Origin of the sequence: Ralstonia soli (genome assembly GCF_023955655.1) — a bacterium.
In the GTDB taxonomy this organism is placed as follows: Bacteria; Pseudomonadota; Gammaproteobacteria; order Burkholderiales; family Burkholderiaceae; genus Ralstonia; species Ralstonia soli.
Map to the genome: position 1 here is coordinate 605,386 of NZ_JAMXHT010000002.1, position 25,540 is coordinate 630,925.

19 protein-coding genes are annotated in these 25,540 nt (G+C 62.8%); 14 read left to right on the forward strand and 5 right to left on the reverse strand.

What is annotated here, in order from left to right:
* Window positions 1–54: 54 nt before the first annotated feature.
* Window positions 55–1,341 carry an acetyl-CoA hydrolase/transferase family protein gene (locus tag NG900_RS06545; protein ID WP_252678169.1) on the reverse strand — a complete coding sequence of 429 codons (1,287 nt, stop codon included), beginning with the start codon at window positions 1,339–1,341 and terminating at the stop codon, window positions 55–57.
* Between the two features lie 499 nt (window positions 1,342–1,840).
* Between NG900_RS06545 and NG900_RS06550 the strand changes: the two genes are divergently transcribed.
* The 3 genes from NG900_RS06550 to NG900_RS06560 all read left to right on the forward strand — a co-directional run bounded on the left by NG900_RS06550 (window position 1,841) and on the right by NG900_RS06560 (window position 5,900).
* Complete coding sequence (locus tag NG900_RS06550; RefSeq protein WP_420804122.1) at window positions 1,841–3,784, forward strand: AMP-binding protein; 1,944 nt, start codon at window positions 1,841–1,843, stop codon at window positions 3,782–3,784.
* A 75-nt stretch (window positions 3,785–3,859) separates the two neighbouring features.
* Complete coding sequence (locus tag NG900_RS06555; RefSeq protein WP_252678171.1) at window positions 3,860–4,690, forward strand: enoyl-CoA hydratase/isomerase family protein; 831 nt, start codon at window positions 3,860–3,862, stop codon at window positions 4,688–4,690.
* A 25-nt stretch (window positions 4,691–4,715) separates the two neighbouring features.
* Entirely contained in the window at window positions 4,716–5,900 is a 1,185-nt protein-coding gene (locus NG900_RS06560; RefSeq protein WP_252678173.1) for a CaiB/BaiF CoA transferase family protein, read from the forward strand.
* A gap of 350 nt (window positions 5,901–6,250) precedes the next feature.
* Here the strand turns inward: NG900_RS06560 and NG900_RS06565 are convergent, their stop codons facing one another.
* Complete coding sequence (locus NG900_RS06565) at window positions 6,251–7,636, reverse strand: MFS transporter (protein ID WP_252678175.1); 1,386 nt, start codon at window positions 7,634–7,636, stop codon at window positions 6,251–6,253.
* 96 nt (window positions 7,637–7,732) lie between these two features.
* A complete protein-coding gene (locus tag NG900_RS06570; RefSeq protein ID WP_252678177.1) occupies window positions 7,733–9,196 on the reverse strand; it encodes an MmgE/PrpD family protein in 1,464 nt (487 codons plus the stop codon).
* Window positions 9,197–9,637: 441 nt separating this feature from the next.
* On the opposite strand from NG900_RS06570, the gene NG900_RS06575 reads away from it, so the two are divergent.
* From NG900_RS06575 to NG900_RS06600, 6 genes are all read left to right on the forward strand, one after another.
* The gene (locus NG900_RS06575; protein ID WP_315862365.1) at window positions 9,638–11,053 is read left to right on the forward strand and encodes an MmgE/PrpD family protein; all 1,416 of its coding nucleotides are present in this window, start codon (window positions 9,638–9,640) and stop codon (window positions 11,051–11,053) included.
* Between the two features lie 159 nt (window positions 11,054–11,212).
* Complete coding sequence (locus NG900_RS06580) at window positions 11,213–12,700, forward strand: aldehyde dehydrogenase family protein (protein ID WP_252678179.1); 1,488 nt, start codon at window positions 11,213–11,215, stop codon at window positions 12,698–12,700.
* 40 nt (window positions 12,701–12,740) lie between these two features.
* Entirely contained in the window at window positions 12,741–13,811 is a 1,071-nt protein-coding gene (locus tag NG900_RS06585) for a zinc-dependent alcohol dehydrogenase family protein (protein WP_252678181.1), read from the forward strand.
* 493 nt (window positions 13,812–14,304) lie between these two features.
* On the forward strand, window positions 14,305–15,345 hold the full coding sequence (locus tag NG900_RS06590) for a methyl-accepting chemotaxis protein (RefSeq protein WP_252678189.1): 1,041 nt from the start codon (window positions 14,305–14,307) through the stop codon (window positions 15,343–15,345).
* Between the two features lie 194 nt (window positions 15,346–15,539).
* Window positions 15,540–17,243 carry a phage integrase family protein gene (locus NG900_RS06595; protein ID WP_252678198.1) on the forward strand — a complete coding sequence of 568 codons (1,704 nt, stop codon included), beginning with the start codon at window positions 15,540–15,542 and terminating at the stop codon, window positions 17,241–17,243.
* Between the two features lie 49 nt (window positions 17,244–17,292).
* The gene (locus NG900_RS06600; protein WP_252678200.1) at window positions 17,293–17,571 is read left to right on the forward strand and encodes a hypothetical protein; all 279 of its coding nucleotides are present in this window, start codon (window positions 17,293–17,295) and stop codon (window positions 17,569–17,571) included.
* A 238-nt stretch (window positions 17,572–17,809) separates the two neighbouring features.
* Here NG900_RS06600 and NG900_RS06605 read toward each other — a convergent pair whose 3' ends face one another.
* Entirely contained in the window at window positions 17,810–18,196 is a 387-nt protein-coding gene (locus tag NG900_RS06605; protein ID WP_252678202.1) for a helix-turn-helix domain-containing protein, read from the reverse strand.
* A 437-nt stretch (window positions 18,197–18,633) separates the two neighbouring features.
* Here NG900_RS06605 and NG900_RS06615 point away from each other — a divergent pair, with 437 nt between their 5' ends.
* Window positions 18,634–19,110 carry a hypothetical protein gene (locus tag NG900_RS06615; protein ID WP_252678204.1) on the forward strand — a complete coding sequence of 159 codons (477 nt, stop codon included), beginning with the start codon at window positions 18,634–18,636 and terminating at the stop codon, window positions 19,108–19,110.
* Between the two features lie 1,177 nt (window positions 19,111–20,287).
* On the opposite strand, the gene NG900_RS06620 is transcribed toward NG900_RS06615, so the two are convergent.
* Window positions 20,288–20,641: a hypothetical protein gene (locus NG900_RS06620; protein ID WP_252678206.1), complete on the reverse strand. Its 354-nt coding sequence runs from the start codon at window positions 20,639–20,641 to the stop codon at window positions 20,288–20,290.
* Between NG900_RS06620 and NG900_RS06625 the strand changes: the two genes are divergently transcribed.
* From NG900_RS06625 to NG900_RS06640, 4 genes are read left to right on the forward strand one after another with little or no spacing between them, the layout of a single operon-like run.
* Entirely contained in the window at window positions 20,627–21,154 is a 528-nt protein-coding gene (locus NG900_RS06625) for a hypothetical protein (protein WP_252678208.1), read from the forward strand. The two genes, NG900_RS06620 and NG900_RS06625, sit on opposite strands and share 15 nt — an antisense overlap.
* Entirely contained in the window at window positions 21,151–23,127 is a 1,977-nt protein-coding gene (locus tag NG900_RS06630) for a hypothetical protein (protein WP_252678210.1), read from the forward strand. Before NG900_RS06625 ends, NG900_RS06630 begins: the two co-directional genes overlap by 4 nt.
* Window positions 23,124–24,131 carry a hypothetical protein gene (locus NG900_RS06635; protein WP_252678212.1) on the forward strand — a complete coding sequence of 336 codons (1,008 nt, stop codon included), beginning with the start codon at window positions 23,124–23,126 and terminating at the stop codon, window positions 24,129–24,131. Before NG900_RS06630 ends, NG900_RS06635 begins: the two co-directional genes overlap by 4 nt.
* A gap of 35 nt (window positions 24,132–24,166) precedes the next feature.
* Window positions 24,167–25,471 (forward strand): TniQ family protein, encoded by a 1,305-nt coding sequence (locus tag NG900_RS06640; RefSeq protein ID WP_252678214.1) that lies wholly within the window; start codon window positions 24,167–24,169, stop codon window positions 25,469–25,471.
* Window positions 25,472–25,540 lie beyond the last annotated feature (69 nt).

Sequence of the window (25,540 nt, forward strand, 5' to 3'; positions counted from 1 at the left end):
GTTCGATGGTGTCTGGCCGATGCCGTTTGGGTACCTGGCCGGGCGGGGTACCGCTCAGAGAGGCCTTTCTCGCCGTGCGGCGCCCACGGTGGTCGCCACTGCGCGCTCCAGGTTGTCGCGGTCGTCTGGGTGCGCGATGGCCAGCATGGCGTCCAGGCGCTGCGACAGGGTCAAGCCGCGCAAGTCCGCAACGCCGTGCTCGGTGACGATGACAGCGGCGTCGCTGCGCGGCGTGCTCACCGGCCCGTTCAACTGGGCAACGATGCGGCTGCGTGCCCCGGCCCGCGAGGGCAGGACGACAATCGCCTGGCCCCCACGGGACTGGCTGGCCCCACGCATGAAGTCCAGCGCCCCACCGATGGCGCCGAGGTACCGGCTGCCCGCACACTCGGCGTTGATCTGTCCTGTCAGGTCCACCTCGATCGCGGAGTTGATCGCGACAAGCTGGTCGATTGAAGCCAGCACGGCGGCGTTGTGCGTGTAACCCGTGGCATGCAGCTGGATTGCCGGGTTCTTGTGCGCGAACTCCCAAAGGGTGGGCCCGCCCGTCAGCACACCACCCACGGTGACGCCACGGTCGATGGATTTACGTGCGTTGGTGACTGCGCCAGCGCGCATGAGCTGTGCAACGGCATCGCATAGCGCGCCGCTGTGAATGCCGAGATCCCGATGCGAACACAGCCCTGCGAGTACCGCTTCGGGCACGGTGCCGATGCCGCACTGGATGGTGGAACCGTCGTCGATTCGCGCGGCTACGTGGCGCGCGATGCTCTGCTCGACTGCCCCCGGCTGCATTGGCGGCGGATCGGAAAGCGGCCGGGACGTACGCACAACGATATCGATCTCACTGGCGTGCAGCATGCGCTTGCCGTATACCCACGGCGCCTGATCGTTGGCTTCCACGATCACGACGCGCGCGGTATCGATCAACGGCACCAGATACTCATGACTGGTCGACAGGCTGTATCGTCCTTCGTTGTCGGGCCCGGCGACTTGGAGCAGCAGCACCTCAACCCGAGACGGCCCTTGTGTGAGTGCCGCTTCGAATGCCGAGTAATGCACCGGCAGGATGTCGAGCACACCGGCTTCGGCCAGGTGGCGATTGCCTGCGGTTCCGCAGTACGAGCAGAAGTCAACCGTATCGGCGAAGTCCGGGTGGAGCGTGTCGCTCCATGTCGCGCCGATGAAGGCTGAGAAGCGGCCACCGATGGCATGGCGTTGCTCCATCAGCGCACGTGTGAGCGTGACGGGCTCACCCGCGTACTGGCCCCACGTCACCGTATCGCCGGGCCGGACCCACTCCGAGAAATCCAGGCTGCGGATGTCGATTTCGCGGGTCATGCTCGGCAACCTTTGTTGCTGCCGTGGTGTTGGCCGCGATTGCATTGATGGCATGCACAGTCTGCACAGCCCCGGCCGAGTTTGGCGTAACGACGCACCTCATGTCTCCCTGTCAGGTCGCTGCCGGCACACCGTCGACACGGGAGGTCGATCAAGAAGAGGCAGCCGCAGTCATGAGATCAGCATGGTTGGCGCATGCTGAGGGCGTCAATGCAACGGAGATGGCGGTTCCGTACTTCGGAATGCGGATCAAGCGTGTGGGTTGATCGCTCTGCAGCGCAATGGCGCGTAGCAAGGTGGGTTCGCTATCCGGCGCGGAACAGCGGTCTTCCGAAGCACGGAACAGGGCCTGACCGTGCCTTGACTTGCAGGGGTGCGCGAATCACGATCAAGTCACCGAGTGCGCCGTGTCTGGCGCCTGCTCTGCGCCGGTTGCAGTGGATTTCCGTGGCTGCATCGTGACGCGGTCATTGAATGCAACCCCATACGTAGAACTTCCATGAGCGACTCTCAGAACAACGCCTGGCACCCGACGGCAGACGACATCTCCACGGCCAACGTGACTGCCGTGATGCGTCGCCTGGGCCTGACCGACTACGACACGCTGCTGGCCTACTCGATCGAGCAGCCCGAAGCCTACTGGAACACCATCAACGACTTCTGCGGCATGGTGTGGGATGCCCCGTATCAGAAGTACGTGGATGATTCCGCCGGCGATCCGTTTCCGAAATGGTTTCCGGGCGGCGAGCTGAACTGGGTCAAGTCGGCGCTCAAGTGGGCCAACGATCCCGAGATGGCGGCGCGCGATGCCGTGGTGGCAGAGCGCGAGGATGGCTCCATCCAGCGCTTGACCTACGCCGAGCTGGCACAACGTGTCGCCAGCTTCGCGGCTGGGCTGAAGGCGCTGGGCGTGCACCGCGGCGACCGCGTCGGCCTGCTGATGGAAAACGGCGTCGAGGCAACGGTTACGGCCATGGGCATCGCATGGATGGGCGGGATCGTCGTGCCGCTGTTCAGCGGCTTCGGCGTCGACGCGATCATCTCTCGGCTCTCGTCATGTACTGCGCGTGCACTGGTTGCAACGACGGGCTTTTCGCGCCGTGGCAAGTGGGTTAATACGCGTCAACTGGTTGACGAAGCCCTGACTCGGCTGCCTGAAATCGAGACCACGGTCTGGAAGCATGCCGGCGAGGCCATCGCGTTTAACAAGCGCGTCGTGGATTGGCAGCAGGTGGCGGGTGCCCAACCCGATGCGAACCCTGAGCGGATGTCCGCAGATGATCCTTTCATGATCATCTACACGTCCGGCACCACCGGCAAGCCGAAGGGCACGGTGCACACCCACGGCAGCTTCCCGATAAAGATCGCGCACGATTCGGCGATCCACTTCAACGTCAGCCCGAAGGACGTCTTCTGCTGGCCGGCGGATATGGGCTGGGTGGCCGGCACGCTGGTCATGTCATGTGCGCTGCTGCGCGGTGCAACGCTCGTCTGTTACGACGGCGCGCCGGATTCCCCGGATTGGTCGCGCATGTCGCGGCTGATCGAGCGCCACGGCGTGACGCACTTCGGTTCGGCACCGACGCTGATTCGCGGTCTCGCAACGAACGAGGCGATCGCGACGCAAGGCGATGTCTCGACCGTCAAGCTCCTGATCACCGCAGGTGAGGGGATCGACCCAGAACACTTCCTGTGGTTTCAGAAGGCGTTTGGTGGCGGCCATCGTCCGGTCATCAACTACACGGGCGGCACGGAAGTGTCGGGTGCGTTGCTGTCCAGCGTGGTGATCAAGCCGATCAGCCCTGCGGGGTTCAACACCGCATCACCGGGCGTCGCGACGGACGTTGTGGATGCCGAAGGCCGGTCGGTGACCGGCGAGGTGGGCGAGCTGGCCATCCGCAAACCGTTCATCGGCATGACGCGCTCGTTCTGGCAAGACGATGAGCGCTACCTCGATTCGTACTGGCACACCATCCCCGGCATCTGGGTACACGGTGACCTGGCGATGCGGCGCGAGGACGGCATGTGGTTCATGATGGGCCGCTCCGACGACACCATCAAGCTGGCAGGCAAGCGGCTCGGCCCGGCTGAAATCGAAGACGTGCTGCTGGAGTTGCCAGAGATTGCGGAAGCGGCGGCCATCGGCGTCGAAGACCCGGTCAAGGGGCAGAAGCTCGTCGTGTTCGTTGTGCCGTCCAAGGCGAGCACGGCGTCGGCCGATACGCTCGCCTCGGCCATCGGCAAGCACGTGGACCTTCGCCTGGGGCGCCCGTTCCGCCCGTCGGTGGTGCATGTGGTGGCACAACTGCCCAAGACGCGCAGCTCGAAGATCATGCGGCGCGTTATCCGCAGCGTGTACACGGGCAAGCCTGCGGGCGATCTGTCCTCGCTCGACAACCCGCTTGCGCTGGACGAGATCCGCTCAGCCGCCGCCGTTTCCTGAATTCCTGGCGTGAATCGGGCGCTGGCTTGTGCGGCCATGCGCGCGGCACGTCCCTCCCTTCTTGCCGGAGACATCATGTCAAACACAAAAGCCGCCGGACTGGTGGCCTATGACAACTACACCAGCCTGGCGTTTGACCGCCCGAGCGAAGGTGTCCTGCGTATCACGTTGAACCGCCCTGAAAAGCTGAACGCGCTCGATGCGACCGGGCATGACGAGATTGCCCGCGTGTGGCGCGACATCGATGCGGACCCGAGCGTCAGTGCCGTCATCCTGCGCGGCGCCGGCAAGGCCTTTTCCGCCGGTGGTGACTTCGACATGGTCGAAGAGATGATTGACACCTTCGAAGCGCGGGCCCGCGTGTGGCGCGAGTCGAAAGATCTGGTCTACAACATCATCAATTTCTCCAAGCCCATCGTGTCGGCCATTCAGGGTCCGGCGGTTGGCGCGGGCCTGGTTGCGGCGCTCTTGGCCGACATTTCGGTGGCGGCACGCACGGCAAAACTCGTCGACGGGCACACCCGTCTTGGCGTGGCGGCAGGGGATCACGCCGCCATCATCTGGCCCCTGCTGTGTGGCATGGCCAAGGCCAAGTACCACCTGATGCTGTGCGAGCCCGTGACTGGCGAGAAGGCCGAGCAGATGGGCCTGATCTCGTTGGCCGTCGAAGAGGCCGAACTGCAGGACACCGCGCTGTCGATTGCCACCCGTCTTGCCGCTGGCGCGCCGTCTGCCATCCGCTGGACGAAGTACGCATTGAACAACTGGCTGCGCCAGGCCGGTCCGATTTTTGACGCGTCACTGGCGCTCGAAATGTTCGGCTTTGGTGGGCCGGAAGTGAAAGAGGGCGTTGCGTCGTTCCGCGAGAAGCGCGCGCCGGTGTTCTCGCAGAACACGCCCGTTTGAGTCCTGCCGCAAGGAAGATGATCAGATGTCGAAGGTTCTAGAAGGCATTCGCGTGCTGGATTTCGGGCGCTTCATTGCGGGTCCGTTCTGTGCTGCACTCCTGGCCGACTATGGCGCAGATGTGATTCGCGTCGACCGCGTGGGCGGCAGCGAAGACCGCTTCGTCTCGCCGGTAACGGACGCGGGCGAAGGCGCGTTCTTTCTCCAGGTCAACCGCAACAAGCGCTCGATCACGCTGGATATCGACAGCCCCGAGGGGCGGGAGGTGGTGCGGCGGCTCGTCAAGACGGCTGACGTGGTGGTCGCCAACATGCCCACCAAGACGCTGGTGAACCTGGGGCTGGACTATCCCACGCTCAGCGCGATCAACCCAGGCATCGTGCTGACCGCCTCGACGGCATTCGGCTCGCATGACGAGGTCAGCCACCGGGTGGGGTTCGACGGGGTCGGGCAGGCAATGAGCGGCGCCGTCTACATGGCGGGCACGCCGGGGAATCCGACCAAGGCGATGGTGCCTGTTGTCGACTTTTCCACGGCACTGTCGTGTGCGCTGGGCACGGTGATGGCCTTGTATGAGCGCCGCACCAGTGGGCGTGGGCAGTGTGTCGAAGCCTCGCTGCTGCAGACTGCGTTGAACCTTGCCAGCGGCACGCTCATCGAGGAAGCCGCACTCGCCATCAACCGGCAGGCGACGGGCAACCGCAGCCCCACGTATGGTCCGTCGGATATTTTCAAGGTGGCCGACGGCTGGATCATCGTGCAGGTCATCGGGCAATCGCTGTTCAAGCGTTGGGCCACGCTGGTGGGCGCGCCGGAGTTGCTGAGCGATCCGCGCTTTAGCGACGACATCCGGCGCGGCGAGCACGGGGAGTACCTCAGCCGCTTGATGTCGAAATGGTGCGAAACCCGAACCCGCGAGGACGCGTTGAAGGCACTGGAGGCGGCCAAGATTCCGGCGGGCCCGATCTATTCGCCGCGCGAGGCGCTGGATGATGCAACCATCCAGGGCTCTGGTGCCTATGTCTGGATGGACTATCCGGGCTTGCCACGCCAGACGCCCGTCATTGCGCCGCCGGCGCGCCTGTCCCGCACGCCGCCCGCCATTGCGAGCCGCGCACCCACCGCTGGTGAACACACGGACGAGATCCTGGCCGAGGCGGGTTATGACCAAGGGCAGATCCAGGGCATGCACGACAAGGGCATCGTCTAAGGGTTAGGATTCGCGATACGCCGCCCGATGGTGGCGTGGCGTATCGCATCTCATATTGCGCACCTGGCGGTCAGGCGGCAGAGCGTTTCGACGTACTGCCGCCATCGGCCATGACGAGGTCGCCCACTCTATTACTGAAGCGGTTCGAGGCCACGTCGACCAGCGCGTTGGCTCTTCGTCTCTCAGGCAAGCATTCCCGACATCAATCGCAAGAGAAGGCCCCGACCGAGCCTATTCAAATGCCTTGCGACGTGCGCGGCTATCAGAACGTGCTGCCCCACAGGATCGATCTATATGCGAGCCTGCCCGCCGAGCGCGTTGGCAGGCTCGCAGCGCGTCAACCCGGCGCCTCAGGCGTTCTGCTCGCGGGCGAGCATCCGCTTGTAGTGCGGCAGTGCCGAGAACATCATCCATGCCGCCATGGCCGAAGCGATGCAGCAGACGATGCCGATGGAGTAGCCAACCATTTTTGGGTCACCAAAGCCCTTGTCGGTTACCAGCGCAATCGCTGTCGGCCCGATGCCGTAGCCGATGAGCTGCGCAAAGAAGCTGTACAGAGACGCGACGATGCCGCGCAGCCGGGGCGGGGTGGCGAACTGTGTAACGGCAGCCAGAATGCCGGTAGGCATGCTGAACGTAAACACGGCCAGGCCGGTGGCGGCCATGGCGAGTTCGGCATTCGGCGCAAGCACCACAGCGAGCGTGGCGCCAAACAGCGCAACCAGGGACCACCCGGCAACGCGAAGCGCCGTGTCCTGATAACCGCGTCGCTCAAACAGCCGGGCAACCCATGGGCCGGCAAGCACACCGGCCGTGCCGCACAGCACAACAGTCACACCGATCCGATAGCCCACGGATGCCGGGGCAACACCGTGGTAGCGGATCAGGTACGCAGGCAACCACGCGGGCATGCCCAGCACGACCACGGCGATCATGCCAACGCCCCAGTACACCTTGCCGTAGAACGCCCGGAAGTTCCAGAGATAGGCGCCGGTTTCCCGCAGGCTGAATTTCCGATCGGCCTGCGCTGCAGACTTCGTTGATGACGTCCGCTGGGGTTCCCGCACCATCAACAGCGCGGCCGCCAAAAGGGCACCAGGAATGCCAACGAGCACGAAAGCCAGCTGCCACGTCGCAAGATGCGCAAATGCCGGAACCGCTTCGCGGACGTTGTTGGCGAACGCGATGACCAACCCGCCCGCCACCAGCGAAAAGCCGCCCCCAAGCAGCGGCCCCAGCATGAAGATGCTCAGTGCCCGCGGCGCGCGCTTTTCCGAAAAATAGTCCGAGAGCAACGACCAGCACACGGGAAGTACGCAGGCCTCACTGGCGCCGACACCAAAGCGCGCGAGGAAGAGTTCCGTGTAGGTATCCGCCTTGCCGCACAGGGCCGTAAAGATGCTCCACAGGCAGACACCGAACAACAGGATGTTGCGCCGGTTGGTGATATCAGCGAGCCGCCCGAACAGCGGCGCAGCCACGAGGTACGCGGAGATGAACGCCGTGCCTTGAATGAAGCTCAACTGCGTGTCGGTCACGCCGAGCGAATGCTTGATGGGATCGATCAGCAGATTGAGCAACTGGCGATCGATGTAGGCCAAGGCATATGAAAACGTCAGGAGGCCCAGGACGTACCACGACTGTGGGCTGTCATGCACAGCAATATATGGCGCTTGGCCCTGGACCAGCGGCGTTCGCAAGAGGCGGTCCTCTGCGGTCGTACGTTCTGATTGCATTTATCGTCTCCTGTGGAAAACTCCTCGGGTCAACCCGCAAGCCGGCTGCCCGCGCTTCTAGATAACATTGGTGTACTGGCGGCCTGTATCGGCGCGTCAGTCCTGCGCGACTGCGTCCCGGGATGCGTGAGCGTGTTCTGTGGCAGGGCCTGCCAGCTTGCTCATGACCGTGCCGATATCGGCCACATGTTCGAGATCCAGCAGGGACGCGACGACGCTGTCGATGTTGTGAGCCGGAATGACACCTTGCGCGTTGTGGCGGAACTTGGTCACCAGCTCGTCGGTGGTCATGGTGCTGGCCGGGTCCGGCGATGGGCTTCCCTTGGGATAACGCTTTTCGCCGAAGAAGGTTTTTCCGCGCGCGGCGACCTCGATCTTTGCTGGCCGGCTGGCGCCGTGTCCGGTGAGCAGTTGGACATAGTCCGGATGGATTTCGTGCGTGACCTTGTCCATCAGGCTCAAGACGGAGTTTCCGAAGACCAGTTCCGGATCCTGCCAATCCTTGCCGGGCGTCACGCGATGCGCGCCCAGCGCTATGCCGTGGGCAATACTGAACTGTGCGTCGTGCACGTGCTCGATCTTGCGGTTGAGCCAGACCGGCTGCTCGACGAAGCCTTCCACCCAGACCTTGATGCCATCGATTTCCGCGGGCTGAATGTCGTGTTCCTCGACAATCTCGATCAGGCAATCGAGCAGCGCGTGAAGGATGCGGCAATGCGGGTAGGGCTTGAAAGCGGATTCGCCCGGAAAGCGCCACACCTGTCCGAGATCGGCGGTGATCCCGTCTGGTTCCCAGCGGCGCGTTCCAATAAAGCGAGGGAAGCCGAACTCACGGTCGTCCAGGATCTGAACGTCGCCGCGGTGGCCCAGTTCTGCCATGTGTGCAGCCGTCATGGCCGCTTGCGTCAGCGCGCCGGCCAGAAGGTACTTGATGGTGGAGCTCGGCGCATGTTGAAACCAGGCGACCTGCGAGTTCACCGGGGCAATGCTGCCCGCAATGCCTATGGCATTCGCAATGATCTCTTCGGAGCCCCCCTTCAGTCGCGCGATCGCGGCAGTCGCGCCGAACACCGTACTGCTGTAACCGTAGACAGGCGGAGGCGATACCTTGCCGTCTTTCGTATCACGCAGGTAGTCCATGGCCTTGCCGAGGCGGTAGGACATTTCGTGTGCGAGGGCAACGGCGCTGATCAGGTCCTTGCCTGAGGCACCGACGGTTTCTCCCGCCGCCAGGGCACCAGGGATCACGTAAGGTGCAACGTGGCCAGGAGGCAGCACAGCATCCATGTCAAGCGCGTTGATCAGCTCGCCGTTTGCGAACGCAGCGCCGAACATGGACACCTGATCTCCAGTGCCAATGATCGTGGCCTTGCCACTGCCGCCAGTCAGTCGGCCATAGTCGATGCCGATGCGCCCCTTGGGCTCGTTCGTGGCGGCAAGCGCACAGCCGACCGAATCCAGAATGATGCGCTTGCACTCATCCACGACGGCCGAGGGCAGGGTTGCGAAATCAGACGCGCGGCTGAATTTCGCCAGCTGCTCGACAATGGTTTGGGTCATGACAAAGTCTCCGTGCTTTTTGAGGCATTCAGCGTGCGCAAGAGGGCACCAGATGCTCTTTCTAGGCGCTCACCAAATAGCTGTTTCAGTGCAGCGCAGAAGCGTGCGGGTGTGTTGAACAGAGTCTCTTGGAGTTGCCACCGTCGGGTCAATCGCCCCATCAGATCGTTCCGTACAGTGGCCCGCAATCGGGCCAAGCAGTTCAGGAAATGCCGGCTGAAGGCGCAAACGATGACCACGGAGTCACGGAAATATCTGACTTCCCCCAGTACTGCAGGCGTACGTTTGCGCGCACCGAGTTTTGACTCGCCGATGTACGGAACGGGAGGGTTCTCCGCATTGACGCTTGCCGTGCCTACGAGGAGGCTGACGATTGCGCTTGGGCGTGTCCATGATCGACCGGACAACGCCGCACCCAGGCATTCCAGGAGACGATACGCTTTGACCACGACCTCACAAGACGCCAGCACCCCGAGCCAATGCCCCCCATTGGAGCAAGCCGCCGTTCGCTTTATCCAGGACTTAAGGTACGAGCATCTGGACGACGGGGCGCACGCCGGGGTCAGCCGGCTCATGCGCGATCAGCTCGCACTGCAGATTGGCACCTCGCAGATGCCTTGGTCTCACCAGGTGCTGGCGTTTGCAAAAGCGCAGCAACGGCCCGGCCGCAGCCATGTGGCGGCAAGTCAGATCACCATGAGTGCTGCGGATGCTGCTTTCGTCAACGGTGCCTATGGGCACGGCTTCGAATACGACGACGCGCACGGCGTGAGCGCCAGTCACCCGGGCAGTTGCGTGATTCCTGCAGCGCTGGCGATTGGCGAGGACCTGGGGGCGAGCTTGGAGGAGGTCATCACCGCAATGGTGGCCGGCTACGAGGTCTACACACGGATTGGCGTGCTGGCAGCGCCGGACCTGCTCAAACGCGGCTTCCATCCGCATGCGGTGCTGTCGACGTTCGGCGCGGCGGCAGTGGCGGCCAAGCTGCGCAAGTTCGATGCGGAGACCACGCTGCATGCGTTGTCCATTGCGCTCAGCCACGCAGCCGGCACCACCGAATACACGTCGACCGGCGGCTCGATCAAGCGCGTGCACGCCGGTATCGGAACGCGCAATGGCATGGTAGCCGCCGACATGGCGCAGGCCGGCATTACGGGCCCACGTGCATTCCTGAGCGGCCATAAGGGCTTCTTCCGCACCTTCCTGCAGCGCGGCCCAGGCGAGCAGGCTGAGGCACGGTTCGGCTTGGACCAACCGTTTGAAATTGGCACGGTCTGGCTCAAAGCTTATTGCGCGTGCTATTGCACACACGCGTATATCGACGCAGTTCGTCGCTTTGCCAAGCGCAGCGCCGATATCGTCGAGGTGCGAGCCGGCATCCACCCCGCATTCGACGTGGTGGTCGGCACCGCCAATGCCAACGCCTACGAACCCAAGAACATTGAGCACGTCCAGTTCAGCCTGCCAACGCAGATCGCATTCGCTCTGCTCGGTAAGGGTAACGGCTACCGCGTGCATCGCGATTACCTGAGCGGCAAGATAGACATGGCGCTCGTGATTGACATGGCACGCAAGGTCAAGATTGCCACGGCACCAGAACTCGAACAGCGGTATCCGGGCAAGTTCGTCGCAGATGTGACGGTCGTCTTCCGCGATGGCGCGTCGGAACATGTGTTCGTCGAAGACCCGATCGGCACGGTGGCCAATCCGATGTCTCAGCAAGAGCAGGACGCGAAATTCATGGAGCTGACGGTCGATGTGCTCGGCACCGAGCGCGCGAAAACGCTGCTCGCCACGCTCTGGAAGATGGACCTACGTATCACGGCCGCAGATCTGATGGGTATGAGCGCTGCCTAGTAGGCAGCAGGAACACCTCACCCGAGAATCGCTGCACTGGATGCCGCACAGGCCACGGCATTGGCTCATATCTGCACGCTAAGTTCGCGCCGTTGCGCGTGTAGCGGGCTGGCTGCGCAAGCTTCTCGTTTCAAAACAAGAATACCTTTGGAGACAAACATGAGCATTGCGACATCCGGGCTCGAGATGCCAGCATTCGTTGGCGGCACGAAGCGCCTCCTGATCGGGGGCGAGTGGGTGCAGGCGGCATCCGGGAAGGCGTTTGATGCGGTCAACCCCGCCACTGGCGAGGTGCTCGCCCGTTTGGCGCAGGCAGAAGCCGTAGATGTTGATCGCGCCGTTGCAGCAGCACGTAAAGCGTTCGAGGGGCCGTGGAGCCAGTGGTCGCACAGCGATCGCCAGCGTCTGCTGATCCGCATTCACGATCTGGTCGAGAAGCACTTTGACGAGCTGTCGCTGATAGAAACGCTGGACATGGGCGCGCCGCTGATGCGTACGCGGGGCCTCAAGTCCTTCCTGCTTCAACAGATCCTGTTCTATGCGTCGCAGACGGCGTCGTGCAGCGTGCAGACCTCGGCCAACGCGCTGCCCGGCAACTTCTCCACGCTCAAGATCAAGGCGCCGGTGGGTGTGGTCGCAGGCATCATCCCATGGAATGGGCCTTTGATGAGCCAGTGGTGGATTCTTGGTGCCACGCTGGCCACGGGCTGCACCGCGGTGCTCAAACCCGCCGAGGATGCATCGCTGACCGCGCTGCGCATGGCCGAGCTACTGCTGGAGGCGGGCTTGCCTCCCGGGGTGATCAACGTGGTAACCGGCTTCGGCACTGAAGCGGGCAGTGCGCTGGCCGATCATCCCGGTGTGGACCGCATCGCCTTTACCGGATCGCCCGAGACGGGTCGCAAGATCGTGCAGGCATCGTCGGGCAACTTCAAGCGAGTGTCGGTAGAGCTTGGTGGCAAGTCGCCCGACATCGTGTTCGACGATGCCGATCTGGACAAGGCAGTGCCCGGCGTTGCCATGGGCGTGTTCACCAACACCGGCCAGATTTGCGCCGCAGGCACGCGCGTGCTGGTGCAGCGTCGAATCTATGACGAGTTCGTCGAACGCATGACGGTCTTCAGCCGCTCGCTCAAGATCGGCAACGGGCTCGATCCGCAAGTCAACCTTGGGCCGGTGATATCACAACGCCAGCTCGAACGGGTGATGCGCTACGTGGATATCGGCGGGCAGGAGGGGGCGGAGCTGGCCCACGGCGGCCGGCGTCTCGGCGGCGAGCTGGCCTCGGGCTATTTCATCGAGCCCACGGTGTTTACCGGCGTGCATAACGAGATGACCATCGCGCGCGAAGAGATATTCGGGCCAGTCGCTGCGGTCATGCCGTTCGATACGTTCGATGATGCGCTACGCATCGCGAATGACACGAACTACGGTCTGGCCGGCGGCATCTGGACACAAAACCTGTCGACTGCGCACCGGATGTCGCGGGGCATTCAGGCCGGAACCATCTGGGTTAACTGCTACGGCGTGCTCGATCCTCAGGTCGGCTTTGGCGGCTACAAGCTCAGCGGCTATGGCTGGAAGGGCGGTGCCGAACAGGTGGACAGCTACCTCTACCAAAAGGCGGTCTACATGAACCTCGGCTAAGACCCAGGTTCTTCACACGATTCCATACCCGGAGGTACGTATGCGTGGTGTTGTATTCAAAGGCGATCGCAAGCTGGAGATCATGACCTTCCCCGACCCGGCTCCGGGCCCGGGCGAGGCCGTGATCGAGATGAAGGCCTCCGGCATGTGCGGCAGCGACTTGCACTTCTATCGGCACAACCCGGCGGAGATCATCCGATCGCTTGGCTTTAAAGACCTCGCCTCGCGAGGTATCGACGAGAACGCCCCGATCATCGGTGGTCATGAGCCGTGCGGCGTGATCGCCGCCCTGGGCGCTGGTGTGGACCGGAATACATTCAGGATCGGTGACCGCGTCATGGTGTTCCATTACGAGGGCTGCAAGCATTGCGACTCGTGCCGCACGGGCTGGACACAGCTGTGCGACCACGGGGCTATAGTCCACGGCCTGATCGCCCATGGCGGCCATGCCGACTACATGAAGGTCCCGGTTTCCTCGCTGGTACATCTGCCGCAGGAGATGTCCTTTGCGGGCGGCGCCGCCGTATCCTGCGGAACTGGCACCGCGTATGGCGCACTGCTGCGCCTGGATATCAGCGCGCGTGACACCCTGGCGGTGTTTGGGTTGGGGCCCGTCGGCTTATCTGCAGCGCAGCTGGCCGCCGCGATGGGCGTGGAGGTAATCGGCGTCGATATCTCAGCTGAGCGAGTCAGTCGCGCCAAAGACTTCGGCGTTGCTCACGCTATTGATGGCAGCAAGGTGGACGTTGTCTGCGAGATTCTCCGGCTCACCGGCGGCAAAGGGGTGAGCTGTGCAATGGAATGCGCGGGTGGCGAAGTGCCCCGGCAGCAGGCCGTGCGCTGTACCCGGCCGTGGGGAAAGATCGCGCTGGTCGCCATTGGCGGCAATCTCAGTGTCGATGCGATGAAGGATGTAATCGGCAAGCAGCGGACGATCATCGGTTCCTACACGTTCTCGGAAGTCGGCATGAAGGACTGCGCGCACTTCATTGCTAATCACGGCGTCGATGTCGACAAGCTCTTTACCGACCAGTGGCGTCTCGATCAGGCTGACGAGGCGTATCGTCGCTTTGATAGTCAGTCGGGCGGGAAGGGGGTTTTCGTGTTCTGATTGGCGTCGTTGGAACATCGCAGTTTGCCTCCGAGAACTCGATCCTGTTTGTCGATTATGCGATCGAAGCACGTCGGGGCGAGTTCGGACCGAATGGTGTGGCGGTCCACGAACTAATGAACCGAACGCAAGCCCTTTCCTCCCTGACGCTTGACACGGGCCAATTGCATCTTTGCCCAACGAGCGATCAAGCCGACGCTGGATCGCTGCCAGACCTGCTTCATGTGCGAGTTGACCCTCTGTTCGCTGCGCTACAGGCCAACTCAATACCGGCTACACGACGGTCCGGCCCTATCTGTGCTCGCACATAGGGCATCGTGCACTCTCACGATGCGCGACCTGACCGGGCTCGCTCATGTGCCGTGCAATGGATCCGGCATCACCGCGTCACCTCGCTTGGCACGCCTTTCGCATGGTCCGCCCCTGCAGATCAAATCCATCCGGCTCCGGTACTGCCTATGCTGGAGCCCAATGCACCGAAAGGAGTCGCGCCATGGCAAGTGCGGAGCGCATCGTAGAACTGTCTCACCACGTTGGCCGTATCGCCGACAACAAGATTTCCGGCATTGCTGAAATTAACCGCGAAACTAAGTTTCTCGCACTGAACGCTTTGATCGAGGCCGCGCGCGCCGGAGAAACGGGCCGTACCTTCAGCGTCGTTGCCAATCAGGTCAAACAGGTGTCGGAGCGCATTGCGGGCATTACCGGCGAACTCACCACCGAGCTAGGCGGCTCCATCGTCGAGCTTACGCAACTGGGCGATGCCATGATCCAACAGATGCGTGGCCAGCAGGGTCAGCGTCTGGCGGACATGGCGCTCAACATGATCGACATTGTCGATCGCAATCTCTACGAACGCTCTTGTGACGTACGCTGGTGGGCTACCGACGCCGCCGTGGTCGAAGCGGTGAGCCGTCCTGACAGCAGCACGACGGCTTTCGCGAGTAAGAGGCTGGGCGTCATCTTGAACAGCTACACCGTCTATTTGGACCTTTGGGTCATCGACGCTCAAGGGCGGGTGATCGCCAATGGCAGGCCACAAGCCTATCCAGATGTGCGTGGCCGGACCGTGTCAGGCGTGGACTGGTTCCGGCGCGCGTTGGCGACCACATCGGGCGAAGAGTATGTGGCGCACGACATTGCGGTCTCACGGATGCTCCACAACGCCAGCGTCGCGACCTACGCCACTGCGATCCGCTCCGAGGGCCAGGTCGATGGTGCGCCGCTTGGTGTGCTCGCGGTGTTCTTCAACTGGGAGCCCCAGGCCGAGACGGTGGTGAAGAGCGTGCGTGTATCCAGCGAAGACTGGCAGCGTACGCGTTGCCTGCTCATCGACTCCAATCATCGCGTGATCGCCGCCTCAGACGGCAAAGGGCTGTTGAGCGAGATATTCCCCCTCAAGGCGGGCAATGCATCAACGGGTTGCTACCAAACATCTGACGGCACGCAAGTCGCCTTTGCGCGCACCCCTGGCTATGAGACCTACCCAGGTCTAGGTTGGTATGGCGTGATCGTGCAGCGGCCCGAAGCGTGAAAGGGTAATCGAGTGCGTTAGGCCGAAACGCTAAGCAAGCGAGTGCCGCGGTATCGCCGCCTCATTCGTCCCGCGTCGAAGGGTTGACCAGGTGGCTACCAAACAGCCCAACGCAAAGTAGCTGGAATTTTTCAATGCCATTGTGATAACTATTCTTATCGCAATGGCTGCATGGAAGCACTAAACTGCCTTCCATGAAAACGCGTCTGCTTCCCGTTGATCCTTCAGTCGGCACCCCGTTCGATTTCCCCGATGCCGCCGAACTGGCGGCGCTGCGTGCGTGGCATGCGGGCTTGTCCACCCGCGAGGCCGTTGAGCGCTACCTGGGCGAGCGCCTTACACCGGGGCAGTCCTCGCGCGGCGTGCTCGGCCGCATCCGGCGCGCGCTCGCCACGTTTGCCCGCCGGCGACAGCGCGAGGACTTGGCGGCGCTGTTCGAGATTTCAGCGGCCGAACGCGCCAAACAGGGCAGGGCAGCCGACCAAGCGATCGAGTTGCTCCGCACGCTGCCATTGCCAGAACCGGCCATCAGCGATGACGTGGCGCTGTGGCTGGATGCGCGCACCGTCGCCGCGCTGCGCGCCGCTGGCATCGACACCTTGGCCGATCTGACTGTCCGCGTGCCGCGTCGGCGCCGTTGGTGGGCTGTCATCCTCGGATTGGGGCAGGCCAGCGCGCGGCGTATCGAGGCCTTCTTTGCCGAACACCCCCGATTGACCGAACGTGCCCGGGCGCTGATTACTGAACAGGTCCGCGGCGCGGTGGTGCCATGGGAGCATCTGCGTCTCCCACATGAGGTCGACGGCTCGCAAGGGCAATTCCGTGCACCGCGCGAGACCTGCGTGCTTACCGCCGACAACGATTACGAGGCCGTGCAGGCGTGGCTTTCCCTGCACGAATCGCCCGCCACCCAACGGTCGTACCGCAAAGAGGCGGAGCGCCTGATCTTGTGGGCCATCGTGGAACGCAGCCGGCCGCTGTCGTCGCTCACCACCGAGGACGCGATTGCCTACCGGAGCTTCCTGCGCCGACCGACACCGCGAGAGCGTTGGGTCGGCCCGGCCCGCCCGCGAACGTCCGTCGAGTGGCGGCCGTTCACGGACGGGTTGTCTGCGCGCTCGGTTGCCTACGCGTTGTCCGTGTTGGGGGCCATGTTCCGCTGGCTGATCCAGCAGCGCTACGTACTGGCCAACCCGTTTGCCGGCATCAAGGTACGCGGCGGCGGGAGGACTTCCGCGCTGGATGCCTCGCACGCTTTTACTGAAGGCGAATGGGCGCTGATTCGCACCATCGCCGACGGCCTGGAGTGGTCCTGTGGCTGGGAAGTGCCAGCGGCGCAGCGGCTGCGGTTTGTGCTGGATTTTGGGTATGCGACTGGCCTACGCGCCAGCGAACTCGTTTCTTCTAAGCTCGGCGACATCGAAACGGACCGCCAGGGCGATCACTGGCTCGACCTGGTGGGGAAGGGGAGTCGCGCTGGCAAGGTTGCTCTGCCACCGCTGGCGTGTGCGGCGCTCGATTGCTACCTGATGGAGCGGGGGCTACCGGTGACGCGGGCGCGCTGGAATCCAAAGACGCCGCTGATTGGTGGGCTGGGGATCGATGCCACTGAAGGCATTACGGGGACGCGGCTGTGGAGCGTGGTTAGACGGTTTTTTGCGACCGCGGCTGACACCATCGAAAACGACCATGCCGTACTGGCAGAAAAGCTGCGCAAGGCGAGTCCGCATTGGATGCGGCACACACACGCTACCCACGCCCTGGCGCGCGGCGCGGAATTGATTACCGTGCGCAACAATCTGCGCCATGCCTCGGTCTCGACGACCTCGATCTACCTGCACAGCGATGAGATCAAGCGCGCGCGGCAGCTTGGAGAGGCCTTTGGTGCTCGAGAATGAACGTCTGCCCGGCGACCTCGATTGCCCCGTTTAGCCGAGGATAGGGGCATTGCGATTGCACATTATTGTCCCGGGATTAGCTGCGCAGGCCGCAGTAGTCACCAAGTTCGAATCGGTGGTTGAGCAGCAATCGACCAAGCTGACAGGAGCCGGGCGGTACGCGGTCGCGCTGATTGGGAATCAACCCAATACGGTAGCGGCGCAGCTCATTGCCACGAACCCGATGCTTGAGAGCAAGGTGCGGCGGCTCTTGCTGCTTCTGGTCGGATTCGCGTTTTTGGCCGGGGCGGTGGGCGGGCTCATCGGTGCCATGTCGGCAGGAGCATGAAAGAGGCACGGGCGCGGTGCAGTTGGCCCCACGGGGCGCCGTCATTCGGACTGAGGCCCTTCCTCATAGGGGACTGAGCGTGTTCTGCTAGGAAGTCACAAAGCGTGGTCCGTAGTGCTTCTTTATCGCGAATCTCGCACTCCCATACGACCAGTACATCCCACCCCATCGTTTCAAGCGCCGCTATGTGCTACGCGGGAGGTCTCTTGCCCTCGATATACGAGCGATGCTTCGATGGTTACCAGTTCTCACGCTCCGCCGCGACCGTTACGTCGGGTGCGTTGCCCGAAACGCCTGATTTTGGCTTCACACCTCGCATCGACGCCATCTTTGGAGTGGCAGAGGTGGGCAACTGCATTCTGTTCGGCGCTGTTAGGGGATTTCTCCGCCCTTTGTCGACGTGTGCCTTATTGGATCGGCGTAATGTCAACTCAACGTTCAGCACAGCCAGGACTCTGAACAACCGTGCAAAGCTCGCTGATGCCGGATTGGCTTCAAGTTGTGCGTAGGTTTGTTGTGTCACTCCGAGGTGGCTTGCCATGCTGGCTTGAGTCATCCCCGACTCCTTCCGAAAAGCACGCAGGAACAGACGCAGTTGGGCGACTGTCTTGATTGAGTATTCCATGGCTTGTCCCGTCCTGGAGCTTGTCTGCAATGCGAGTCGACTGGCTGTGAATTGCGATTTCGATTAACAGTCTATGACCTGTATCCCCCGAATACAAGCTATGTTATGTATTTTAGGAGGCGAGTGTGGCCCTCTCATCAATGGTCGATGTCGGCCATAGGTGAACAGATTCGGGGGAGTTGGCCGCAATCGCCGCGCGGCCCACATCAGCGTACACCTGCCGTGCGGCAGGCCTCTTGAGGCGGCGGCCAACACCGTCGCGGACGACCACGCGGTGCTGACAGGGAAGTCCCGCAAGGCTAGTCCGTACTGGATGCGCCATACCCATACAAGCCGCACGTTTGCAGGTGGTGCCGAGTTGACCACCCTGCGGGACCACCTGCAACACGCGTCGATCTATCCGCACAGCGATAACGTGAAACGTGCGAGGCAACCCGATGCAGCCTTTGCTGAAAATGACCGATGGCACGTCGTTACGACGAGTGCCTGAACATCATAAACAATGGGGTCTGACTACGATGATGCCGACGTTTCAGGAGCGCCAAGAACTTAGAAATCAGTTCGCGAGTGACGTCAACAGGATGCAGCTTTGCTTGCGGAAAACGGGCACCACAGCCAGCGATGATGAGGTCGTCCAGGCCTGGGCTGAACACTCTGACGACCACTGCGCGGGTTGGCTAGGCCTTCCTGAAAGCGATGATGCCCTACATCAGCTTCTGATGAAGTACGTGAAGATGGGAAGATCACGCGTTGTGTGGCGCGTCACCGGCACCAAGGCGACGGATGGGACAGGTGATTTCATTGTCCCGCTGCCGGCAGCTCCGTCCGAGCAGTTGGGATGGCAAATCGGGGACGAATTGTCCATTGAATGGATGGAACCAGGCACCTTGCGTCTCCGACGGATTAGCCCGTGAATCCGCTTGGCACAACATCCGAGCAAGTCCAATCCAACTAAGATGGCTCGCCCGGGAAAAGAAGAACGCTGGTCAACAGTCGGCGAGAGCGAAGCAAGCTCGAGCACGTCTTCCCCATACCTCCGATGTGGTGGACAGGTGAACGGGCTTGCCTCATGGAAGCGAATCGATTTAGTTGCCGTCCGCCAACTAGGGGCTGGCGGACTGGGAAGCCGACTGGCTGAGGAAGGATCGCTTCGCTTTTTGGTCCGCGCGGCACAAGCCGACGCGAGCGCTTGACTGGCGGGCTCTATCGCGCGTGCGCCAGAGAAGCGCGGCCGCGCTTGGATGGCAGCTGAGGCAAGCCGGCGGCGCGATACCGCAGCATACGGGCGGCAACAATGCGCGACGGCCACAACTGTTGGCCCCAAGCTACACGAAGGTCAATCTTCCTGTCCGCGCCCGCCGCCCGCCCGCCAAGCAACGGTGGGGGGCGTGTTCAATGCCAAGGAGGCCGCGCAGGCAAGAGGGGATGGACACCGCTCGCGCTCCCTTGTCCAGGTTGCTGCCTGCTGGGACGCCGGTCGCGGCACCACTGCGCCCCCCATCGGCATGGACATGCGCGCCCAGTGCGACGCCTCGATAGGTGAAAGAATTTGGGGAAACTGCGCGCATATAGGTGAAAAACGTAGCGTTGATTTTTCACCTATAAGGACATTCAATCCCGTTCAATAGGCGCAGCCGTTCGGCTTCAAATCGGCCCTAATAAACTTCCCAAAAATCCTTTATACACAAGGCTTTTCGAGCACCTCGCCCGCAAACTGGCGGCAAAGTGCAGTAAAGAACAGCGCAAAATGCAAACGACCAGCTAGAGCTACCCCAGATTAATTCGCTATAGCGAAAAGCTTTTAAATCTTGTTAGACTACGGCGCTAATCGTGGGCGGTGGCGCCCACCAACGGGCCGGAGCGGTCTTGCGTGCAGCGGCATGGCAGGTGCCAAGCCGCAAGGCGAGGGTGGCAAGCCATCCGTGATGAGCGGCCTTGCGGGGCAAGGAGGGCGCTTGCGGCCCTTGGTGGGTCCGCCAGGGGCCGTTGACGCCACCGACCCCACGACCATCGGTTCCTGTTTTTCTTTAACGCCAGCCTGGCACTCAAACAAAAAGCCGGCCTCGGGGGCCGGCTTCATGTCGAAACGAATTAGGAGACAGCACACAACACATTGCTCTCACCTTTGGTGACGTGGTCCTTTGTGCAGAAGGTCCACGTCTGATTTCCTGCTGCGTCGTTGTGAGATTTTGGCACCTTTTTTGCCGAAGTCAAGGGCTTGTCGTCCCTTTTTTCTGACGCCGCAGGGCAACCCATTGAGATGGAACTGCTCGCGTCATGAAACCCCTCCAAGCCCAAACACCTGGGGCCACGCTTCGTGCTGGCTCCGACAATGCCGGTGGCCGCGCCCGGCAACGCAAAGGCCGCCGTGCCAACCTCTGGTTCTTCCATTCCCACAAACGCAACAAGCTGCTGAGCCTTTGCGGCGATGTGCTGTTCGCCCACGCAGTCTTCGCGGAAATCGACCCCACCGTCGCCACCTACCGCTGGCCCGGCGAACTGGCCCCGGCCGATGCGGGGTCAAGCCAACGCGGATCAACGGACCTACACGTGACGTTCATTGATGGCAGCCAGCAAATCTGGCGCTGCAGCCGTTCGGCGCACAAGATGTCATTGACCGCCAGCGAGGCCGACGGCATCCCCATCCTCCTCAAGACCACCACGGATGTCGAAGCGCGCCTGGTGCGCCTGGACAACGCCTTGTTGTTGTGCGCGGCGCTGACAGCGGCCCACCACTACGATATCAACCCGGCGCATCAGGCCATCCGACAGTGCCTGCTGTTGCGCGAGCGGACCACGTTCGGTGAGCTCACGAGCCTGCCCGGGCACGACCCGGCGCTGCTGCAGGCCGCGCTCGTGCGCCTGCATCTTGAGCGCGCGGTCAGCATCGATTTGGACTCGCACCTGCTCACGCGCAACACCGCGGTGACACGCCTAACCTCGCGGAGTGCATCATGACCCGCGGGCGCCGACCAACACTGATCCCCGCCCAGCTGGCGCATCTCGAATGGCCCATGCCGAGCGCGGCGCAATTGCAATCGCTCACGCCCGCGGATCGCCAACTCTACGAACAGCGCAAACGCGCCGTTGATGGCGTGCGGGCCCGTCAACGCTTCCGGGCAATCACGCAGCAATCGGGCTTGAGCCGCTCGGAGATTCGCCGCCTCGTCACGCGCTGCATCCAGTGGGACGTGGAGGGCAACCTCTGGGGCTATCGCGCCTTGGTGCCCAACGTGCGACAGAAGGCCTACACCCGCACGGCGCCACTGCCGGACGCCGCGGCTGGCACTCGCGGCGGCTACGCAGGGGCTTGGCAACAGTTGTTGGACGACATTCCGGGGCTGGAGGACGCGATCGAAGACTGGGTCTTCCCGCCAGAACGGCGGGACGGCCCGCAGCCGCTGGACTTTGACGAAATCTGGGGGCAATTCGAGCTGGCCTTGCTCGAGGCGGGGCGCACTGAGGCGGACTATCCGTTGCGCTGCGCGGAGCGCGGCAAGCGCAGCCTGCACCAGCACATCGCGGCCTTGCTGGACGAACACCCTGAGCGTACCGCGCGCCAGCACGGCGGCACAACCGCCGGACAGCGCTGGCAGATGGTCTCGCCGACCAAGAAGCGTCTGATCAGACCGCGCCGCCCCGGCACGTTCGCCATCCTCGACTTCCACCTCTGCGACGCACGCACCACCTTCATCCTGACCAGCCCGACCGGTGAGCCTTACGCGATCACCGTGCCGCGTTGGTATATCGGCGTACTGGTAGACGAACACTTGGGGGCGATCCTCGCCGTCACCGCCACGCTCGAACTCAACCCAAGCGCCGCGGATACCCTGCAGACGCTCGACTGCATGGTCCATCCCGAGCGCTATGTGCAGGCGGACCTCAATGGACTGACCCTGGACGACAGCAAAATCTTCGTACAGCAAATGGTGCCCGAACATGCCAACGCGTCCATTAGCGTCCTGCGCCTTGACAACGCATGGGCCAACGCGGCCGACGCGGTGATTCGCAATGCGGTGTACACGTTTGGGACGTGCGTGCACTTCGGGCCAAGCCGCTGCTGGGTGGGGCGCCCGATGGTCGAGCGTGTCATCAAGGAGCTGGCCATCCGCGGCGCCCAAATCATGCCGTCCTCGACCGGCGCGACACCCGGCAGTGGACTGCACGGCGATGCAGCCGAGCAGGCCGAGCTCTTCGACGTGCGCATCGAGGATCTGATGTGCACCCTCCTGCGCGTGGCGCGCGAGCACAACGCGACGCGTACAGAACGCCTCGCACACTCCAGTGCCGACTTCGTGCTGCGCCAAGCGTATCTGGATTCAGACCGGCCCCTGCCGGGCATGCGGCTGCCCCAGGCGACGCGCGAGAGTGGGACCTTGCTGCAGGAGACCTTCATCGCCACCGTGCGTGGCAACGTCAAGAAGGGAGTCCGGCCGCATATCAATTGGGAGCGACGCCGCTTCAGCAACGCCATGCTCGACGAGCGTGCCGACTTGATCGGTCGAGACCTGCTGTGCACGGTGCCGTATTACGACTGCGATGTCATGCACGCGGTGGTGTTGGACACCAGCACGGCGCTTGGCCGTTTCATCCCTGACCGGCGTTACGATCCGCCGCGCTCGATCCGGATGAACCGGTTGCTGCGGGTACGCGGGCGGCGTGCGCAGCTCAAGCAGCGTGCCACGTCCGCGCGCGCCAAGGCGCTCGACAAAGCCCAGCAGCGCTCGAAACGCAAGCGCCACACCGACGAGCCAAAGGACGCACTCACCGCCGCCCGGGCCGCGCAGGATGCCCGCCGATTTCCGGAGCAGGAGGCCCGCCCGACGGCCACACCGTACCCCGTGCAGTCGGCCAACGACGACCTCAAGGGCTGGACTGGTACTCAGGACCCATTCGGTTTGGCCACCTTCAAACGCAGGCGCCCCGTATGAACTCCTCTACGACACATCTGACCCGCCCGGCCCAGCCGGACGCGCTGCTCCCCAACGAACTGACGCGGCGTCAGCTCATGCTGGACCACCCGCTCATCCGCGGAATCCCGGTCCTCACGCCACCCATCGAGCGCGCTGCAACCGCATGCAAAGTCACCTTCTTCGAAGGAAGTCACGCCTTCACCTTGATCGGGCCACCAGGCTGCGGGCGGCGCAGTGCGGTTTTCCTGGTCCTACAGGCGTTGCAGAGCGCGGTCCCGACGCTCACCGTCCTGCAGCACACCTTCGGGCGCTGCACCAACCTGCCGTTCCAGGAGGAGTGGCGCAGCCTTCTGATGAGCCTCGATCCGCACGCGCCGCGCGATAGCATTGCGGGGCTGCAGAACCGGTGCGTGCTGAGCGCGGCGCACCACGTGCGCCGCGCCGGCGGCAACGGGGCGATTCTTCTCGTGCTTCATCACATCGAGCGGATTACCGATGACGGCGCCAAGGTGCTGCTGGACTTTGCCGACCAACTGGCGGCGCGCAACTTCCGGCTGCTGTTCTTCTCGGTGGCGGAGCAAGGGGACTTTGCTCAGCACTTCGGTTCGGCGCTAACGTTCAAGCTGCGCGAGCTCAATGCGCTGGTCGGCAAGCTGCACGTGCTCGATATGATCGACCCCGTCCAGGAGCTGCCGGCCGTCCTGCGGGAGATCGATCTGGCCGAGTTCCCCGTGGGGTGCAGTTGGACACAGTTCTTTGCACCGCAGGCATACACGGCGGGGCTGCGGCTTGAGCACTGTCATGCAGCGTTGAGCTGTGCCATCGGCAAGATGCAGGGCGACTTCGATCTGCGCCCCACCACCCGGCAGTTGTTCACCGTGATTCGTACGGTCCTCGGACAGGCGGCACTGCACGACCGGCCCGGCCTGCAGTTGGAGGAAGGCTGGTGGTTCGATGCGCTCTATCGCACCTCATTCTCGTGCGCCGACCGGATCCAACGGTTGCTGCCCAACGCTGACTAGGTCGCAACGTGTCCCCAGTCTCGAAGGGTCCTTTGTTGGACAGCGATTTGTTGCCCTTGCCGCACGAGTCGCTGTTCAGCATGCTGGCCCGCATCGCGCGGGCCAATCTCTGTAACGCCTCCCAGGCGAGCGTGCTGTTTCTTGGCAACCCGAGATCCACCCGCATGCCATTCCTGTGTTACGAGCGCGGCGGCCGAAGCGCTGAGCTTGTACGACGGCGATTGGCCAACCGCACAGACTGGCCAATGACCGCCATTCACCCGACCGAATTGGCGAGCCTGGATACCTATCACGGCGTGTGGTTCGACCGCAATCTTGTGCTGTGTCCACACTGCATCGGACACCGATATCACAGCCATTGGCATCAATTGGTGGGCCTGCAATTGTGCCCCTGGCACGGCACACCGCTGCAGCGAGCATGCCAATATTGCGACACACCGTTCAGGCCCTATGCCGCCAGCATGTCAATGTTCCACAGTCTCTATAGCTGTCACCATTGCCACGCCGCGTATCATCCGGACGTCTTTGCGCTGGAAACCGGTGCACTTTGGAAAGAGGCCGAGGTCCTCGACCGGGCGTTTTCTGGCTACCGGCAATGGGCGAGGAGGGTGGCCGCGACATTGCGCCATTACGAGGTCAGACATCAATGGAGCGAGAACTGCATTGAACAATGGTGGACGGTGGATGAGGCCATGCGTGCGATGGCGGATCTAGCCGGGCCATCCCCGCCCGGCTGCCAATCACTCACGGGCGGCGTAACGCACTATGTCTGGCCATTACGGCCGAGTGCAGGCCTGGGCGCCAGGGACACGCTCTATGAATCGGCCTGGAATACGCATCAGGCAACGCACGTCTATACCGCCACGCTGGAAGACCTGCGCACCTGGATTCTGGATACGCACCGGCTGCCCAAAAAAGCGGGTTTATCGCCGCAGATTTTTGAGAATAACGCCATTCAGATCGGCAACTGGCCGCCAGCCGCGTTGGCCTACATGCTCCTGCGCCTGACGTGGGAGTGTCCGGACACGTGGTCCCCGGCCGCGAAAATCCGCGTGCGGCAGATGGTGGAGCCCTCCAGGGTCCAGGAGTTGTGGCATGTCGTCTACGAACCGCGCACCACGCGGGTGCTGACGTTCGCCACCTTTGCCGCCCTGTATTGGATGATCAAGCGTGCGGACGGTCCGACGCTACCGCGTTACCGGGGCGATGATCGGATCACCACCGCGTACCTCGGCCAGGCGGGCCGCCTACGATTTGGCGCCGTGTGGTTCCCAACAATCCCGGGCCTTCTGGAAGAGGAAGCACGGGATACCCGATATCTGAATCTGGCTGCACTTTAACGGAGCTGAGAATTGCTGCGGTGGGTCCCACCGCAGCAATTCTCAGTGCAAATACACAGCGATAACGAT

What these genes read in the sequence shown, in the direction of transcription:
- NG900_RS06545 (WP_252678169.1), bottom strand. Translation starts at nt 1,341, where the DNA reads ATGACCCGCGAAATCGACATCCGCAGCCTGGATTTCTCGGAGTGGGTC.
- NG900_RS06550 (WP_420804122.1), top strand. Translation starts at nt 1,841, where the DNA reads ATGAGCGACTCTCAGAACAACGCCTGGCACCCGACGGCAGACGACATC.
- NG900_RS06555 (WP_252678171.1), top strand. Translation starts at nt 3,860, where the DNA reads ATGTCAAACACAAAAGCCGCCGGACTGGTGGCCTATGACAACTACACC.
- NG900_RS06560 (WP_252678173.1), top strand. Translation starts at nt 4,716, where the DNA reads ATGTCGAAGGTTCTAGAAGGCATTCGCGTGCTGGATTTCGGGCGCTTC.
- NG900_RS06565 (WP_252678175.1), bottom strand. Translation starts at nt 7,636, where the DNA reads ATGCAATCAGAACGTACGACCGCAGAGGACCGCCTCTTGCGAACGCCG.
- NG900_RS06570 (WP_252678177.1), bottom strand. Translation starts at nt 9,196, where the DNA reads ATGACCCAAACCATTGTCGAGCAGCTGGCGAAATTCAGCCGCGCGTCT.
- NG900_RS06580 (WP_252678179.1), top strand. Translation starts at nt 11,213, where the DNA reads ATGAGCATTGCGACATCCGGGCTCGAGATGCCAGCATTCGTTGGCGGC.
- NG900_RS06585 (WP_252678181.1), top strand. Translation starts at nt 12,741, where the DNA reads ATGCGTGGTGTTGTATTCAAAGGCGATCGCAAGCTGGAGATCATGACC.
- NG900_RS06590 (WP_252678189.1), top strand. Translation starts at nt 14,305, where the DNA reads ATGGCAAGTGCGGAGCGCATCGTAGAACTGTCTCACCACGTTGGCCGT.
- NG900_RS06595 (WP_252678198.1), top strand. Translation starts at nt 15,540, where the DNA reads ATGAAAACGCGTCTGCTTCCCGTTGATCCTTCAGTCGGCACCCCGTTC.
- NG900_RS06605 (WP_252678202.1), bottom strand. Translation starts at nt 18,196, where the DNA reads ATGGAATACTCAATCAAGACAGTCGCCCAACTGCGTCTGTTCCTGCGT.
- NG900_RS06615 (WP_252678204.1), top strand. Translation starts at nt 18,634, where the DNA reads ATGCAGCCTTTGCTGAAAATGACCGATGGCACGTCGTTACGACGAGTG.
- NG900_RS06630 (WP_252678210.1), top strand. Translation starts at nt 21,151, where the DNA reads ATGACCCGCGGGCGCCGACCAACACTGATCCCCGCCCAGCTGGCGCAT.
- NG900_RS06635 (WP_252678212.1), top strand. Translation starts at nt 23,124, where the DNA reads ATGAACTCCTCTACGACACATCTGACCCGCCCGGCCCAGCCGGACGCG.